The following is a 14,113-nucleotide window of genomic DNA, read 5'->3' as shown; positions in this document are numbered from 1 at the left end:
GGTTTGAAGGGATAGAACCATGAGCACGATTGACTACAAGATTGAGACCGCATCGGATGTATCGGATGGCTTTTCTGATACCGTTCGCCCAAGCGAAGTCGATCACCTGCGGCCACTTCCGCGGATATCCGTCCATGCCTTCTGCGAGACGGAGGCTTTGCAGCGGGTGATGGAACGGTGCGGCCAGGACCGGCGAATGAGCAAGGTCACCTTCAGGGTCAACAGTGGATCGATCGCTGCGGCCGCCAACATGTTTTCGACGACACCGACGCCCAATCTGATCATTATTGAAACATCAACGGAACCAAGGTCGCTGATGCAGGAACTGGCGCCATTGGCCGCCGTTTGCGACCCAAGCACCAAAGTCATCATCATTGGCCGTTACAACGATATCCCGCTCTATCGAGACCTGATTCGCAACGGCATCTCCGAATACATCGTTTCTCCGGTCGCCATGTCCGACGTGCTGGGTGCGATCGCGACGATCTTTGTCGATCCGGATGCCGAACCACTGGGACGCAGCATTGCCTTCATCGGAGCCAAGGGAGGCGTCGGTTCTTCGACCTTGGCGCATAACTGCGCCTGGGGTATCTCCAACCTGTTTTCAACCGAAGTCGTGCTGGCTGATCTCGATTTGCCTTACGGCACAGCCAACATCAATTTCGATCAGGACCCGCCGCAGGGCATTTCCGAGGCGGTCTTTTCCCCGGAACGTCTCGACGAAGTGTTTCTTGACCGGCTTTTGACGAAATGCTCCGAGCACCTATCGCTGCTTGCTGCGCCGTCGATGCTTGACCGGCCCTATGACTTCGATGCGACGGCCTTCCAGCCACTGATGGAAATCCTGTTGCGCAATGCCCCGGTCTCTGTGCTTGACGTGCCGCATCAATGGTCTGACTGGACCCGCACCGTGCTGGCGGAGGCGGATGAGGTCGTGATCACCGCAGTGCCAGATCTGGCCAACCTGCGCAACGCCAAGAACCTGTTCGATTCGCTGAAGAAGATCCGGCCCAACGACAAGATGCCGCATCTGGTGCTCAATCAGGTCGGCTTGCCGAAACGGCCAGAAATATCGCCGACCGATTTCTGTGGTTCCCTTGAGGTCGAGCCGGTTGCCATTATTCCATTCGACGTCGTCCTGTTTGGGAATGCCGCCAATAGCGGCCGGATGATTGCCGAGATCGACAAGAAGGCGCCGACGGCGGAAACTATTTCGCAACTCGCTCATCTCCTTACCGGCCGGGCAACAGCCAAGAAAGCCAAGACGGGCAGTCTTGGCAAAGTTCTCGGGATGCTTGGGCGTAAGTAACTGACAGTCAAACGGAAACCGGATTGAGCGCATGTTTGGTAAACGAGGAAACGAAGGATTCGGAAAGGGCGGGCCTACAAACTCCCCTATGCAACCGGCCGTGTCCGGCGCTGCGATAGCGGTTGCCGAGCGTCCGAGCGCGCCGGTGCTTGCAGAACCCGTTCGCGAAACGATGCCTGTCACCCGCTCGCAGCCATCTCCTCCGCCGGTTCGTAAGAAAGCCGCTCGGACCGAGGACTATTACGATACCAAATCCCAGGTATTTTCGGCGCTGATCGATACGATTGATCTTTCGCAGCTCGCCAAGCTCGACAATGAGAGTGCCCGCGAAGAAATTCGCGATATCGTCAACGACATCATCACCATCAAGAATTTTGCGATGTCGATCTCCGAGCAGGAAGAGCTGCTGGAGGATATTTGCAATGACGTTCTCGGCTACGGTCCGCTGGAGCCGCTTCTGGCACGCGACGACATCGCCGATATCATGGTCAACGGCGCTGGCCAGACCTTCATCGAAGTGAACGGCAAGACGATCGAATCCGAGGTCCGGTTCCGCGACAATGCCCAACTGCTGTCGATCTGCCAGCGTATCGTGTCCCAGGTCGGCCGTCGCGTCGATGAATCCTCCCCGATCTGCGATGCCCGTCTTCCTGACGGCAGCCGCGTCAACGTCATTGCCCCGCCGCTCGCCATTGATGGCACGGCACTCACCATTCGTAAGTTCAAGAAGGACAAGCTGAAGCTCGACCAGTTGGTCAAGTTCGGCGCCATCACCCCGGAAGGTGCTGTTCTCCTCCAGATCATTGGCCGCGTCCGTTGCAACATCGTCATCTCTGGCGGTACCGGTTCCGGCAAGACAACGCTCCTGAACTGCCTGACCGGGTATATCGATATCGAAGAACGCGTCATCACCTGCGAGGACACGGCCGAACTGCAGCTGCAGCAGCCGCATGTGGTTCGTCTTGAAACCCGCCCGCCGAATATCGAAGGCGAGGGCGAGATCACCATGCGTGATCTCATCAAGAACTGCCTGCGTATGCGGCCTGAACGCATCATCGTCGGCGAAGTCCGCGGACCGGAAGTTTTCGACCTGTTGCAGGCGATGAACACCGGTCACGACGGGTCGATGGGCACCATTCACGCCAACACGCCGCGCGAATGCCTGAGCCGTATGGAATCGATGATCGCCATGGGCGGTTTCACGCTGCCGGCCAAGACGGTGCGCGAAATCATTGCCGGTTCCATCGACATCATTATCCAGGCAAGCCGCCTGCGCGATGGCTCGCGCCGCATCACCCACATCACCGAGGTGATCGGCATGGAAGGCGACGTGATCATCACGCAGGACTTGATGCGCTACGAATTGGAAGGCGAAGACGCCAACGGCAAGATCATCGGTCGGCACAAGTCGACGGGTATTGGCCGTCCGCATTTTTGGGATCGAGCTCGCTACTTTAACGAAGACAAACGGCTGGCGGCGACGCTCGATGCGATGGAAAAGGACTGAGGGTCTTCATGTTCGGAATAGACATCACCATTCTGGCGATTGTTGGTCTCGTCGCGCTTTCGACGGCCGGGCTCGCCTATGGCATTCTGTTCACGCGCATCGAAACTGAAAAGAAAGCCGAAAGCCGCGTCCGCAAGGTCAAAGCCGCCGAATCCGACAGGATCCAGGTGAAGGTTGCGCGCGACCGGATGAACGAGATGTCCAAGCGGCGGAAATCCGTTCAGGATTCGCTGAAGGACCTTGAGAAGAAGCAGCAGGAAAAGTCAGCCAAGGCGAAGCCGAGCATGAAGGTCAGGCTGATTCAGGCCGGCTTCAAGATTTCGATCCCGCAGTTTTACATCGCCAGTGTGGTCTTCGGCGTTATGGCCAGCTTCCTGGCACTGATCGCCGGGATGCAATTGCCGGTGATCGCCGGGATTTTTCTCGTCGGCAGCGCCGGTTTGCCACGCTGGTTTATCAACTTCATGATCAAACGGCGCGCCAAGGCGTTTTTGAGCGAATTCCCGAATGCGCTCGACATCATGGTGCGTTCGATCAAATCAGGCCTGCCGCTGAATGATGCCATCCGGCTGATTGCCGGCGATGGCGTGGAGCCGGTCAAGACCGAGTTCAAGCGTATCATCGAGGCGCAGCAAGTCGGCCTGAATATTCCGGAAGCCTGTGCGCGCATGATCAACACCATTCCGCTGCCGGAGGTCAATTTCTTCGCCATTGTCATCGCCATCCAGGCGCAGGCCGGCGGCAATCTTTCCGAAGCGCTCGGCAACCTCTCCAAGGTGCTGCGTGAACGCAAGAAGATGAAGGCCAAGGTCCAGGCGCTGTCAATGGAAGCCAAGGCTTCAGCCTGCATCATCGGCGCGCTGCCGTTCATCGTTACGTTCATGGTTTATACCACCTCACCGGACTACATGATGGTCCTGTTCACCGACCCGCGTGGCCACCTCATCATGGGGTGTTCAGCGGTGTGGATGTCCATCGGCATTTGGGTCATGCGCAACATGATCAACTTCGACATCTAGGAAAAGGGGCCGGCATGAGCGAGGGCATGATCAACAGCTTGACAAACCCGAACGTTATCGTTGCCTTCCTGGCGGCGGTGGCGGTGCTGGCGACCTTCTATTCGCTGGCCGTCCCCTTCCTGGAGCGGGGAAATCTGGAAAAGCGGATGAAGTCCGTCGCTACGGAGCGGGATGTGATCCGGGCACGTGAGCGTGTGCGTCTCAACGCCGAGATCAGCGGTGGCAAGGCCTCGTTGAGGGCGCAGAACAACACGTCGGTCCGGCAGCTTGTCGAGAAACTCAACTTGCGTCAGGCTCTTGTGGATGAGAAAACGGTCAATCGGCTGAAGTCGGCTGGCTATCGGTCTCAAAACGCGCTCAATATGTTTCTCGTGGCGCGCTTTTGTCTTCCATTTTTGTTCCTCGCAGTCGGCGCTTTTTACATTTTCTTTCTGGGCTACCTCGCGGAAAAGCCTTTTATGATGCGGGTCCTGGCTGTCATTTGCTGTGGCTATCTCGGCTTCTATGCGCCCAATATCTTTATCTCCAATGCCGTATCCAAACGCCAGCATTCAATCCGCAGGGCGTGGCCGAATGCACTTGATCTGCTGTTGATCTGCGTGGAATCCGGTGTTTCGATGGAACTTGCCATGCGGCGCGTGGCCGATGAAATTGCCGAGCAGTCGGCGCCTCTTGCTGAAGAACTGGTCCTGACCACTGCGGAACTGTCATTTCTACCGGAGCGGCGTGTCGCGCTGGAAAATCTCGGTACCAGGACCGGGCTCGACGATGTGAAGTCGGTGGTGCAGGCGCTCAATCAGGCGGACCGATATGGCACGCCGATCGCGCAGGCTCTGCGTGTACTCGCCCAGGAAAGCCGCGACCAGCGTATGAATGAAGCGGAAAAGAAGGCTGCAGCCCTGCCGCCAAAGCTCACCGTGCCGATGATCCTGTTCTTCCTGCCGGTCCTGATCGCCGTCATCCTCGGTCCCGCTGGTATCCAGGTTTCCGACAAATTCTAGGGGCTCTCCCATGGGATTTCAGGCACCACCGCTGCGACGGCTGCGGTGGTGCCTGTTGCCTGGCGCTTATGCAGCGGTGGTTTCTGCCGGAAAGTCCGTCGAGGCACCAAGGTCGCGCCAATCGGCCAGTTCCTTTGCAACACTGGCATTCTTCGCCTCAATCGCGGCAATCGCGTCGGTGCCGAAAGGCATGCGCAACGGTGGATTTTCGGCGCTGGCGAGCATGATCATCGCCTTGGCGAACCGGGCGGGGTCTCCGGGTTGGCCATGGTTCTTTCCAGCGGCAAAGTCGCGCATCGCTCCGGCGGGTGTTTGCTCATAATCCGCTATTGAACTCGGGCTAATGGCGAGGGAGGCCTCATCAAGGAAGTCCGTGCGGAAGAAACCAGGTTCAACGACGGTGACGTTGATCCCCAACGGCTTCACTTCGACTGCCAGTGATTCCGAAAGACCTTCGATCGCAAACTTTGTTGAACCGTAGACACCCCATCCCGGGAATCCAGTATAACCGCCAATCGACGAGATGTTGAGCACATGACCGGAGCGTTGACGGCGCATGTGTGGCAGCACCGCCCGTGTGACGTTCAACAGTCCGAAGACATTGGTCGCATAGAGTTTTTCGACTTCCGCAGCCGTCGCCTCTTCAACGGCGCCGAGCAGGCCGTAGCCAGCGTTGTTGAGCAGGATGTCGATGTGACCGAACCGCTTGACGGCCTGTTCTGCCGCAGCGAACGCCTGGGTCTCGTTGGTGACGTCGAGAGAGACGGCAAGAAGGTTCGGATGGTTGCCGAACCGGTCAATGATCGTTTGCGGATTGCGAGCAGTCGCGACGACCGCATCGCCTGCATTGAGGGCTTCTTGTGTGATGAGGGCACCGAAACCGCGGGAGGCACCTGTGATGAACCATACACGCATGACGTCTTCCTTTCGTCGTTGAATTTACTTGCAGGACCAAGCTAGCCAAGAGCGATAAATGAGATAAGCTACTTTCTATTCTATAGATCAGTGAGGAATTTTCATTAATGCGCCGCCTTCGCTCTGCCGATCTGTCTGTGTTTCTGGCGATTGCGGAGCATCGCAGCTTTCGTAAGGCGGCGGTCGATCTTGGCGTAACGGCGTCGGCGCTCAGCCATGCGTTGCGGGCGATTGAGGAGAGATTGGATGTCCGGCTGGTGAATAGGACCACACGTGGTGTCGGTCTGACGGAAGCGGGCGAACGGTTGCTTGATCGGGTGCGCCCGGCCTTTCTCGATATCGATGCTGCGCTGGAGGAGCTTGACGCTTTCCGGGGGCAACCCTTGGGCAAGCTCCGGATCAACGCTCCACGCGCTGCCGCAAAACTCGTGCTTCTGCCGATCGTCGCTCGGTTTCTCAAGGCTCACCCTGCGGTCGAGGTCGAGATTGTCATCGACGATGCCTTGGTGGATATGGTCTCGGGCGGCTTCGATGCCGGTGTCCGGTTTGGCGAGATGATCGCGGCCGACATGATTGCAGTGCCCATTGGCCCGCGGCATCGTTTTCTTGTGGTCGGCTCGCCGGATCATTTCGAACGTCACGGGAAACCCGATACGCCCTACGATCTGAAGGATCATCACTGTATCCGCTACCGGTTTGCCGGCGGCGCATTCTACCGTTGGGAGTTTGATCGGGGTGGCCTTGAACTCGGCATCGACGTGCAAGGGCCGCTGACACTTGGTGATCAGGACGTGATGTTGCAGGCGGCGATGGATGGTGCCGGCTTGGCCTACGTCTTCGAAAGTCAGGCCACGGAGGCGATATCAGCGGGAAAGCTGATCAGCGTGTTGGAGGACTGGTGCCCTTACTATCCGGGCTTTTTTCTCTACTATCCCAGCCGCCGTCAACTGCCCGGCCCTCTCCGTGCTTTCCTCGATTTCGTAAAATCGAAGCGGTAAGGAGCTGACGTCAGTTCGTGGCCTTGTCGTCCTTGGCCAGTTTCTGCCAGGCGTTTTGCTGCGACATGATCGAGCGCAGATATTTGACGTTGGCTTCTGCCTGGTCTGGCGAGAGCTCTTGGCGGGCAATTTGCTCAGCCTCGGGGAAGCGTCCCTGCAGACCGACGGCAAGCGCCAGGTTCTGACGCACGCTGCTGTCAGCGCCGGGTTGGCCGACCGCCGAGCGCAGATAGGTTTCCGCTGTCTTCAAATCCTTGTTCAGCAGGTACGACATGCCGAGATTGGACAACACCGACGATTCGTTCGGTTGAATGTCGAGCGCCTCGCGGTAACGTTGGCGTGCTTCGCCGGCGCGGCCGAGCTGGTCAAGGATGGCGCCTTCGGCTGATTTCAGTTTCCAATCCGGGCGGTCGGGGGTCTGTGCGCGGGTAATCGTGCTCAGAGCCTGCTCAAGCTGACCTGCAGCCGCCTGCGATTTCCCATAGGCGGCAAGAACCTCGCGGTCGGTCGGGAAATTGATCGCCACCTGCTGCATGACGGCCAGTGCCTGATTGTTGCGGCCGGTCATGCGCAGCATATTGGCGTAGTTCAGGCCTGCGGCGCGATCTTTCGGATTCCGCTCATAGGCCTTGCCGATGCTTTCCGCTGCTGCAGAAAGTTCGGTTGCATTCATCGACTGGACAGGTTTCGAAAAATTGGCGGAGGGGATGGAGCCGGTCGTCAGCTCCTTCTTCTGCGTGCCGCAACTGACCAACGTCACCGCAAGAATAGCCATAGCGGTTCCCCGCAGGAGCCGGTTGCTCGAAAAAGACGTCAGTCGGTGTGAATTCATTGCCAATGCCCCTAAGCATTTTCTCAAGCACCGGACCAAATCCCCAACATATCGGCGCAATCTTCACTCAAGCAATAATCTGTTAACCCTAACAGAGCGTTAATCGGGTGATTCTGCACCGTTCCTTCCAAAGGACTTCCATGGCCTGCTATCAATTTATCGACCGTCCGTCGCCGTTCAATACCAGTGGTGGCAAAACCCTGCCGATTTTCGCGGTCACGCCGGCCCATATTGATATCGGCGCCATCGACCCGATTGCGCTCGACTGGGCCCGGAAGGCGGGCTTCAAGGCGGAGACCGGTGCGGTCCTGCTGATCCCCGCAGAGGACGGTCATCTTGGTGGTGCGCTGTTCGGGCTGGGCGCCAACCCTTCAGAGGCGCCGTTCCTGACGGGTAAGCTCGCGCGCACATTGCCAGCTGGAAAATGGCATATCGAGACCGCGCCATTGACGGCAAACCGGTTAGCGCTGGGCTACGGTCTCGGCTCCTACAGCTTCGACCGCTACAAGGCTGCGGTCAAGGAAGCGCCGACATTGATGATCCCGGCCGATGCCGATGCGGCCGATATCAAACGGCAGCTCGCAGGCATCTTTCTTGCCCGCGACCTGATCAACATGCCGACCAACGACATGGGGCCGAATGCGCTGGAAGAGGCATTCCGGTCGTTGGGAGACCATTACAAGGCCAAGGTTTCCGTTGTTTCGGGCGACGATCTGCTGAAGCAGAATTTCCCGCTAATCCACACTGTTGGCCGCGCCAGCGCCGAGGCGCCGCGCCTGCTTGAATTGCGCTGGGGCAAGAAAGGTCACCGCAAGGTGACGCTGGTCGGCAAGGGCGTCTGCTTCGATACCGGCGGCCTTGATATCAAGCCTGCCGCTTCCATGCTGTTGATGAAGAAAGACATGGGCGGCGCTGCCAATGTCATGGGGCTCGCCCTGATGATCATGGACGCCAAGCTGAAGGTGGATTTGCGCGTGCTTGTGCCGGTGGTCGAGAATTCGATCTCCGCCAATGCCTTCCGCCCGGGCGATATCTATCGTAGCCGCAAGGGTCTGACGGTGCAGATCGACAATACGGATGCAGAGGGCAGGCTGATCCTTGCGGATGCCCTGGCTTACGCAGACGAGGAAGAAACCGATCTCCTGATCGACATGGCGACGCTGACGGGCGCTGCCCGGGTCGCTCTTGGACCGGACCTGCCACCTTTCTACACCGACGACGAGGACCTAGCCCACGATCTGACAGAATCGAGCTTGACGGTCGATGATCCGATGTGGCGCATGCCGCTCTACAAGGGCTATGAGAAGGATATCTCGGCCCGTATCGCCGACCTCACCAACGCGCCTTCGGGCGGCATGGCGGGGTCGATCACGGCCGCCTTGTTCCTCAAACGCTTCGTGACCAACGCCAAGAGTTGGGCGCATTTCGACATCTTCGGCTGGGCGCCGGCTGAACGGCCGCATTCACCACTCGGTGGCGAGGCACAAGCCATCCGGGCGCTGTATCATCTGATCGCAAAGGGCAAGAAATAGTCTGGCCGCCGCTTGAAAGAGGCATGCCCCTGTTCGTGTGAACAAGGGCATGTTTTCAATGATGGTCTGAAAGGCTTCAGGCCTATTCGTTGATCAAACGCTTCAAAAGCTCGATCTCGTGCGAGAGCTTGGTATCGCCGGTAATCAGGTCCTCGATCTTGCGCACGGCGTGCAAAACCGTGGTGTGATCGCGCCCGCCAAAACGGCGGCCGATTTCCGGGAAGGAGCGGGGGGTCAAGGTCTTTGCCAGATACATGGCGATCTGGCGCGGTTTGACGATGACGCGGGTGCGGCGGTTGGACACCAGTTCCTGGCGCGACACATTGTAGTGCTTGGCGACAACACGCTGGATGTCTTCGATACGCACCCGGCGTGGCTCACCGGCGTTGACCAGATGGCCGAGCAGTTCATCGACGCGTTCGATCGACAGTGTCGGCTCAAACGAGAGGCGGAAAAGCAGCTGGTTGAAAGCGCCTTCGAGCTCGCGGCCGCTGGCGGTGATGTTGCGTGCGACGTGGCTCAGAATATTGGCGGGAATATCGAGCGATGCATCGTCCAGACGGACGACTTCGAGGCGGCGCTTGAGGATTTCGAGACGCATCTCGTAATCCGGTCCTTCCATCTCGATAGCGACGCCACCCTGCAGACGCGAACGAACCCGCGGATCAAGCGATTCCAGCTCCCATGGCGCGCGGTCCGCAGCAACGACGACCTGCTTGGCGCTGTCGAGCAGCATATTGAGAAGATGGCAGAATTCGTGCTGGATCGACTTGCCCTGCAGGAACTGCATGTCGTCGATGACCAGAAGATCGATATTGCGCAACGTTTCCTTCAACGACAGTGCGTCGTTGTCGCGAATGGCTGTTGCGAAACGCCACATGAAATATTCCGCCGTCAGATAGACGACACGGGGTGCGCGTGCACTCTGGATCGCAGCGGTGGCAATCGCCTGCAAAAGGTGCGTCTTGCCAAGGCCGACCGTCGAATGAATGAACAACGGGTTGAAACGCACAGCGCCGGCGCCGGCTTCGGCAATCGTCTTGGCGGCAGCAAGGGCGACACGGTTCGAGGAGCCCTCGACGAAGCTTTCGAATGTGTAGCGTGAATCCAGCGGCGAACCAAACAGGGGACCTGCGACTGGCTGCGACTTCTGGAGATTACCGACCGTGGCGGCCGCATGCTGGCCGAGCGTCTGCGGCGCTGAACGGCGTGAAGAGGCCGGTGCGGCTACATCGCTCTGGCTTGCCTGGGGAGCATTGTCGTGAAGACCCGGCCGGGTGCTGCGCGTTGCGCTGCGGACCACGATCTCCACCTTCAGGATTTCAGCGTCTTCCAGCTGAAAAATGCTGGTGATCTGGTCGAGGTAGCGGTTGTTGATCCAGGACTTCAGGAATGTCGTTGGAACGGACAGCCGTACGACGCTCTTGGAAACGGACTGCAACTTCAACCGGCCAAACCAGCTGGCAAAAACATCAGGACCGACCTGAGCCTTCAAACGCGCACTCACCCGCTCGAAAAGCGCGCTCTGGATCATGTCGCCCTTTTCTCCCGTCGTCGCGTCAGACTGTTTTACCGCGATCTGACGTGCATTCTCCCCATTCTCGAATACGATCGCCGCCGTCACCGAATTACCAAGCATATTGCCGCCTTCCAATATCATTCCGCGACGCCGACATTGCTGCCGGCGTCAGCCTTTATGTCTGTCTCGTGCGGCCCTTTTTCAAAGGCATGCCGCCCAATTCAAACGCTCTCCGTTCCGTAAGAGGAATCCTCATCCTCCTCTTGCGGTCCGGTTTCGTGCAAAATCCATCTGGCGTAGCCAAACGCATGTCCCGCTTGCACAGTTCATTCTAGGATCCGGTCAGGCCTCGCGTCCTTTCCGGGTCCAATCGTGTCTGACCGGCCTTCCCGACCCTCGTGAAAAGAAGGGCAGGCCAGTTTGCCGATAGTGCGTCCTCATTCGCATATCGGCCACCGTCCAGGCACCACGCAGTAAAAGCCACGATGTGCGTTGTCCGGCGTATTGGCAGTTTCAAGTGTTCACAACCAGAAGTCGCAGAGTGTCATTCCGGGCAAACATATTGCACAGCTGAAAACGCTCTGTTCTGATTGATGGAACGTTGTGGAACCACCCCGTTACAAAAAGTTTAAGTGAAACTACGCTGCCTGTTGAAAGGCTGCCTTTTCATCTTTTCCACAGGTATGTCCTGCGCTTTCTGTGGAGGCATTTAGGCAGGATCGTGGGACAAGATCAATCGCGAATTTTAGCACCTCGGAAGGCCCGGGCGTTGACTCTCATAGCGTGTCCTGCATGGACGGCAGCTCGGCGGAAGAGAATCGCTTTTGAATCAAGGGCTTTGAATTTTTGCCCGGATGTTAGCTGGCGAAAAACAAAAAAAATAAAAAATTTCTTGACTCGTTTAGACCTCGAATAGGCCTTGGTGAGAGGCGGGTGAGTCTGAGTATCCTCCCGCAACCATCTGTTTTTATTGAAAAATATTTGTCATTGCGATGACATAATAACTTGCACAAGAATTAACCATCTGTGTGCCGGAAGTTTGAATCTGAAAAGCCCGGTCATGGACCGGGCTATCTCATTGACGATATTTTAATAAGCCGGCTTAAGCCGAAAGCGACTTTACGCGGCTCGCGAGACGCGAAACCTTGCGCGATGCCGTGTTGGCGTGCACGACGCCCTTGCTGGCTGCGCGCATCAGTTCCGGCTGGGCTGCCTTCAGGGCTGCCTGAGCGAGAACCTGGTCGCCAGAAGCGATGGCTTCTTCGACCTTGCGGATGAAGCCGCGAACGCGCGAACGGCGGGACTTGTTGACTTCCGTGCGGCGGGCGATCTTGCGGGTCGCTTTTTTCGCCGAAGTTGTATTGGCCATTTGGTGTCTCTCTTCGAAATCTGACAAAAACTCTCTACCGCCGTGCCGGGTCACTGCGACCTGTCGTCCAAGCAAGTAGGGAGCAATATCGGAAAACCTTGGAGCGGCTTTCCAAACTGTGGGCGGCATATAGCCTTAAACACGCCTGCCGTCAACGCGGTATTTTCGAAAACACGGCTGGCGGGCGACCTTGGGCACACGCCCTATCTCTGGCATTTCGGGCAATAGAAGGTCGATCGCCCCGCCTGAACGACACGGGCGACGGTCCCGCCGCAGCCGGGCGTCCGGCAAGGCTCGTCTTCGCGGTCATAGACGGAGAACGAATGCTGGAAATAACCGAGCGTGCCGTCTGTCTGGATATGGTCCCGTAGCGAGGACCCGCCGGCAGCAATGGCATCGGCGATGACGGCCCGGATCGCCTCGGTCAGAAGCTCAAGCGCCGCCTTCGGTTTTCCCTTCGCATCCACCAGCGTACCTGCGGCCCTGAGCGGCGAGAGGCCGGCGCGCCACAATGCCTCGCAGACGTAGATATTGCCGAGGCCGGCGATATTCTTCTGGTCGAGCAGCGCCGATTTCAGCGGCTGCGCCTTACCGGCGAAACGCGCAGCCAGATAGGCGGCATCGAGCACGTTGCCGGTCGGCTCTTCGCCGAGATTGCGGATGAAGGCATGATTGGCGAGCGTGTCGCGTGTGGTGAGGTCCATGAAGCCAAAGCGGCGCGGATCATTGTAGATGACGCGGGACGGCCCCTGGAGGCCTTCGAGGTGAAAAACGACATGGTCGTGTTTCTCATCCTTGCTACGCGGATGGTGGAAGTCGCCTGGAGTTCCGGACACGGCGCCTTCTTCGACGCGGAAGGATCCGGACATGCCGAGATGGGAGATGATCACGTCGCCGCCTTCAAGGTCGATCAAGAGGTATTTCGCCCGCCGCCCCAGCGAGACGATCCGCCGTCCTGAGACCAGTGTTGCGAAGTCCTCTGGGAAGGGGAAGCGCAGGTCCGGACGTCGCAGCTCCGCGCGCACCAGAAGCGCGCCTTCCATTGCGGGCGTCAGGCCACGCCTGACAGTCTCCACCTCGGGAAGTTCCGGCATTCACGTCTCCTTGCCATGCGCCAACTGGCCGAAGCCATTTGGCAATTCCATTCGCAGCGCACATATCCTATAGCAAACCGGTCTTAACCACTGGCGCGAATGCCGCAGGCCGCTATCTGCCGCAGAGATAGCGTGGATGAATTGAATTCGCTATGGTCGGCGTAACAGCGATTGAATGGAGTAAGCCTTGATGACTGGTGAGCGCACCTCTGCCGATGGCGGCATGGAAACCTCCTATGGGTTTCGCCAGGTTGGTCAGGGTGAGAAACAGGCACTCGTCAACGATGTCTTCCACAAGGTCGCCAAGCGCTACGATATCATGAATGATGTGATGTCGATGGGCCTGCACCGCGCCTGGAAGGATGCGATGATCGCGTCGCTCAATCCGCGCCGCTCCGAGGACTACAAGGTTCTCGACGTTGCCGGCGGCACTGGCGACATCGCCTTCCGGATCGTTGAGGCGTCTGACCGCAAGGCGCATGCAACCGTACTCGATATCAACGGCTCCATGCTCGCCGTCGGCGCCGAACGCGCCGAGAAGAAGGGCCTGTCGTCCAATCTGACGTTCGTCGAGGCCAATGCCGAGGAGCTGCCTTTTGAGGCCAATTCCTTCGATGCTTATACGATCGCGTTTGGTATCCGCAACGTGCCGCGCATCGACGTAGCGCTGTCGGAAGCCTATCGCGTCCTGAAGCGCGGCGGCCGCCTGCTGGTGCTGGAGTTTTCCGAAGTCGAGATGCCGCTGCTCGACAAGGTCTATGATGCCTGGTCGTTCAACGCGATCCCGAAATTCGGAAAGATGGTCACCGGCGATGCCGAGCCCTACCAGTATCTGGTGGAATCGATCCGCAAGTTTCCCAACCAGCGCGATTTCGCTGCCATGATCACCACGGCCGGCTTCTCGCGTGTCAACTACACCAATTACACCGCCGGCATTGCCGCGCTGCATTCCGGCTGGAAGATCTGACGCATGATGTCCATTCTCGTGAAGCGCTCTGAGGGGCTGCCCCGGCGCGGC

The 14,113-nt window shown here is 58.3% G+C and carries 12 protein-coding genes; 7 read left to right on the top strand and 5 right to left on the bottom strand.

Annotation, left to right across the window (positions count from 1 at the left end; all coding sequences use genetic code 11):
• The first annotated feature begins 19 nt into the window (after positions 1-19).
• From R6X40_RS20460 to R6X40_RS20445, 4 genes are read left to right on the top strand one after another with little or no spacing between them, the layout of a single operon-like run.
• Positions 20-1,309, top strand: coding sequence for a CpaE family protein (locus tag R6X40_RS20460; protein WP_318415656.1), 1,290 nt, complete (start codon positions 20-22; stop codon positions 1,307-1,309).
• Between the two features lie 31 nt (positions 1,310-1,340).
• The gene (locus R6X40_RS20455) at positions 1,341-2,816 is read left to right on the top strand and encodes a CpaF family protein (RefSeq protein ID WP_318415655.1); all 1,476 of its coding nucleotides are present in this window, start codon (positions 1,341-1,343) and stop codon (positions 2,814-2,816) included.
• A gap of 8 nt (positions 2,817-2,824) precedes the next feature.
• The gene (locus R6X40_RS20450; RefSeq protein ID WP_318415654.1) at positions 2,825-3,835 is read left to right on the top strand and encodes a type II secretion system F family protein; all 1,011 of its coding nucleotides are present in this window, start codon (positions 2,825-2,827) and stop codon (positions 3,833-3,835) included.
• Between the two features lie 14 nt (positions 3,836-3,849).
• On the top strand, positions 3,850-4,836 hold the full coding sequence (locus R6X40_RS20445) for a type II secretion system F family protein (RefSeq protein WP_318415653.1): 987 nt from the start codon (positions 3,850-3,852) through the stop codon (positions 4,834-4,836).
• A 66-nt stretch (positions 4,837-4,902) separates the two neighbouring features.
• On the opposite strand, the gene R6X40_RS20440 is transcribed toward R6X40_RS20445, so the two are convergent.
• Positions 4,903-5,751 carry an oxidoreductase gene (locus R6X40_RS20440; RefSeq protein WP_318415652.1) on the bottom strand — a complete coding sequence of 283 codons (849 nt, stop codon included), beginning with the start codon at positions 5,749-5,751 and terminating at the stop codon, positions 4,903-4,905.
• Between the two features lie 107 nt (positions 5,752-5,858).
• Between R6X40_RS20440 and R6X40_RS20435 the strand changes: the two genes are divergently transcribed.
• Positions 5,859-6,749, top strand: coding sequence for a LysR family transcriptional regulator (locus R6X40_RS20435; protein WP_318415651.1), 891 nt, complete (start codon positions 5,859-5,861; stop codon positions 6,747-6,749).
• A 10-nt stretch (positions 6,750-6,759) separates the two neighbouring features.
• Here R6X40_RS20435 and R6X40_RS20430 read toward each other — a convergent pair whose 3' ends face one another.
• Positions 6,760-7,524: a tetratricopeptide repeat protein gene (locus R6X40_RS20430; RefSeq protein ID WP_412178428.1), complete on the bottom strand. Its 765-nt coding sequence runs from the start codon at positions 7,522-7,524 to the stop codon at positions 6,760-6,762.
• A 197-nt stretch (positions 7,525-7,721) separates the two neighbouring features.
• Here R6X40_RS20430 and R6X40_RS20425 point away from each other — a divergent pair, with 197 nt between their 5' ends.
• On the top strand, positions 7,722-9,113 hold the full coding sequence (locus R6X40_RS20425) for a M17 family metallopeptidase (protein ID WP_318415649.1): 1,392 nt from the start codon (positions 7,722-7,724) through the stop codon (positions 9,111-9,113).
• Positions 9,114-9,195: 82 nt separating this feature from the next.
• Here the strand turns inward: R6X40_RS20425 and dnaA are convergent, their stop codons facing one another.
• The 3 genes from dnaA to mutM all read right to left on the bottom strand — a co-directional run bounded on the left by dnaA (position 9,196) and on the right by mutM (position 13,095).
• Entirely contained in the window at positions 9,196-10,647 is a 1,452-nt protein-coding gene (gene dnaA / locus R6X40_RS20420) for a chromosomal replication initiator protein DnaA (RefSeq protein WP_318416004.1), read from the bottom strand.
• Positions 10,648-11,734: 1,087 nt separating this feature from the next.
• Positions 11,735-12,001, bottom strand: a complete 267-nt coding sequence (gene rpsT, locus R6X40_RS20415; RefSeq protein ID WP_318415648.1) for a 30S ribosomal protein S20 — start codon at positions 11,999-12,001, stop codon at positions 11,735-11,737.
• Between the two features lie 203 nt (positions 12,002-12,204).
• Positions 12,205-13,095 (bottom strand): bifunctional DNA-formamidopyrimidine glycosylase/DNA-(apurinic or apyrimidinic site) lyase, encoded by an 891-nt coding sequence (mutM, locus tag R6X40_RS20410; protein ID WP_318415647.1) that lies wholly within the window; start codon positions 13,093-13,095, stop codon positions 12,205-12,207.
• Positions 13,096-13,285: 190 nt separating this feature from the next.
• Between mutM and ubiE the strand changes: the two genes are divergently transcribed.
• Positions 13,286-14,062 (top strand): bifunctional demethylmenaquinone methyltransferase/2-methoxy-6-polyprenyl-1,4-benzoquinol methylase UbiE, encoded by a 777-nt coding sequence (gene ubiE / locus R6X40_RS20405; protein WP_318415646.1) that lies wholly within the window; start codon positions 13,286-13,288, stop codon positions 14,060-14,062.
• Positions 14,063-14,113: the final 51 nt, after the last annotated feature.

Origin of the sequence: Rhizobium sp. PL01 (genome assembly GCF_033447125.1) — a bacterium.
Taxonomy (GTDB): Bacteria; Pseudomonadota; Alphaproteobacteria; order Rhizobiales; family Rhizobiaceae; genus Pararhizobium.
The sequence above is the reverse complement of the archived record's forward strand: the minus strand, read 5'-3'. Positions and strand labels throughout refer to the sequence as shown.

What these genes read in the sequence shown, in the direction of transcription:
- R6X40_RS20455 (WP_318415655.1), top strand. Translation starts at nt 1,341, where the DNA reads ATGTTTGGTAAACGAGGAAACGAAGGATTCGGAAAGGGCGGGCCTACA.
- R6X40_RS20445 (WP_318415653.1), top strand. Translation starts at nt 3,850, where the DNA reads ATGAGCGAGGGCATGATCAACAGCTTGACAAACCCGAACGTTATCGTT.
- R6X40_RS20430 (WP_412178428.1), bottom strand. Translation starts at nt 7,524, where the DNA reads ATGGCTATTCTTGCGGTGACGTTGGTCAGTTGCGGCACGCAGAAGAAG.
- R6X40_RS20425 (WP_318415649.1), top strand. Translation starts at nt 7,722, where the DNA reads ATGGCCTGCTATCAATTTATCGACCGTCCGTCGCCGTTCAATACCAGT.
- mutM (WP_318415647.1), bottom strand. Translation starts at nt 13,095, where the DNA reads ATGCCGGAACTTCCCGAGGTGGAGACTGTCAGGCGTGGCCTGACGCCC.
- R6X40_RS20440 (WP_318415652.1), bottom strand. Translation starts at nt 5,751, where the DNA reads ATGCGTGTATGGTTCATCACAGGTGCCTCCCGCGGTTTCGGTGCCCTC.
- R6X40_RS20450 (WP_318415654.1), top strand. Translation starts at nt 2,825, where the DNA reads ATGTTCGGAATAGACATCACCATTCTGGCGATTGTTGGTCTCGTCGCG.
- rpsT (WP_318415648.1), bottom strand. Translation starts at nt 12,001, where the DNA reads ATGGCCAATACAACTTCGGCGAAAAAAGCGACCCGCAAGATCGCCCGC.
- R6X40_RS20460 (WP_318415656.1), top strand. Translation starts at nt 20, where the DNA reads ATGAGCACGATTGACTACAAGATTGAGACCGCATCGGATGTATCGGAT.
- R6X40_RS20435 (WP_318415651.1), top strand. Translation starts at nt 5,859, where the DNA reads ATGCGCCGCCTTCGCTCTGCCGATCTGTCTGTGTTTCTGGCGATTGCG.
- ubiE (WP_318415646.1), top strand. Translation starts at nt 13,286, where the DNA reads ATGACTGGTGAGCGCACCTCTGCCGATGGCGGCATGGAAACCTCCTAT.
- dnaA (WP_318416004.1), bottom strand. Translation starts at nt 10,647, where the DNA reads ATGATCCAGAGCGCGCTTTTCGAGCGGGTGAGTGCGCGTTTGAAGGCT.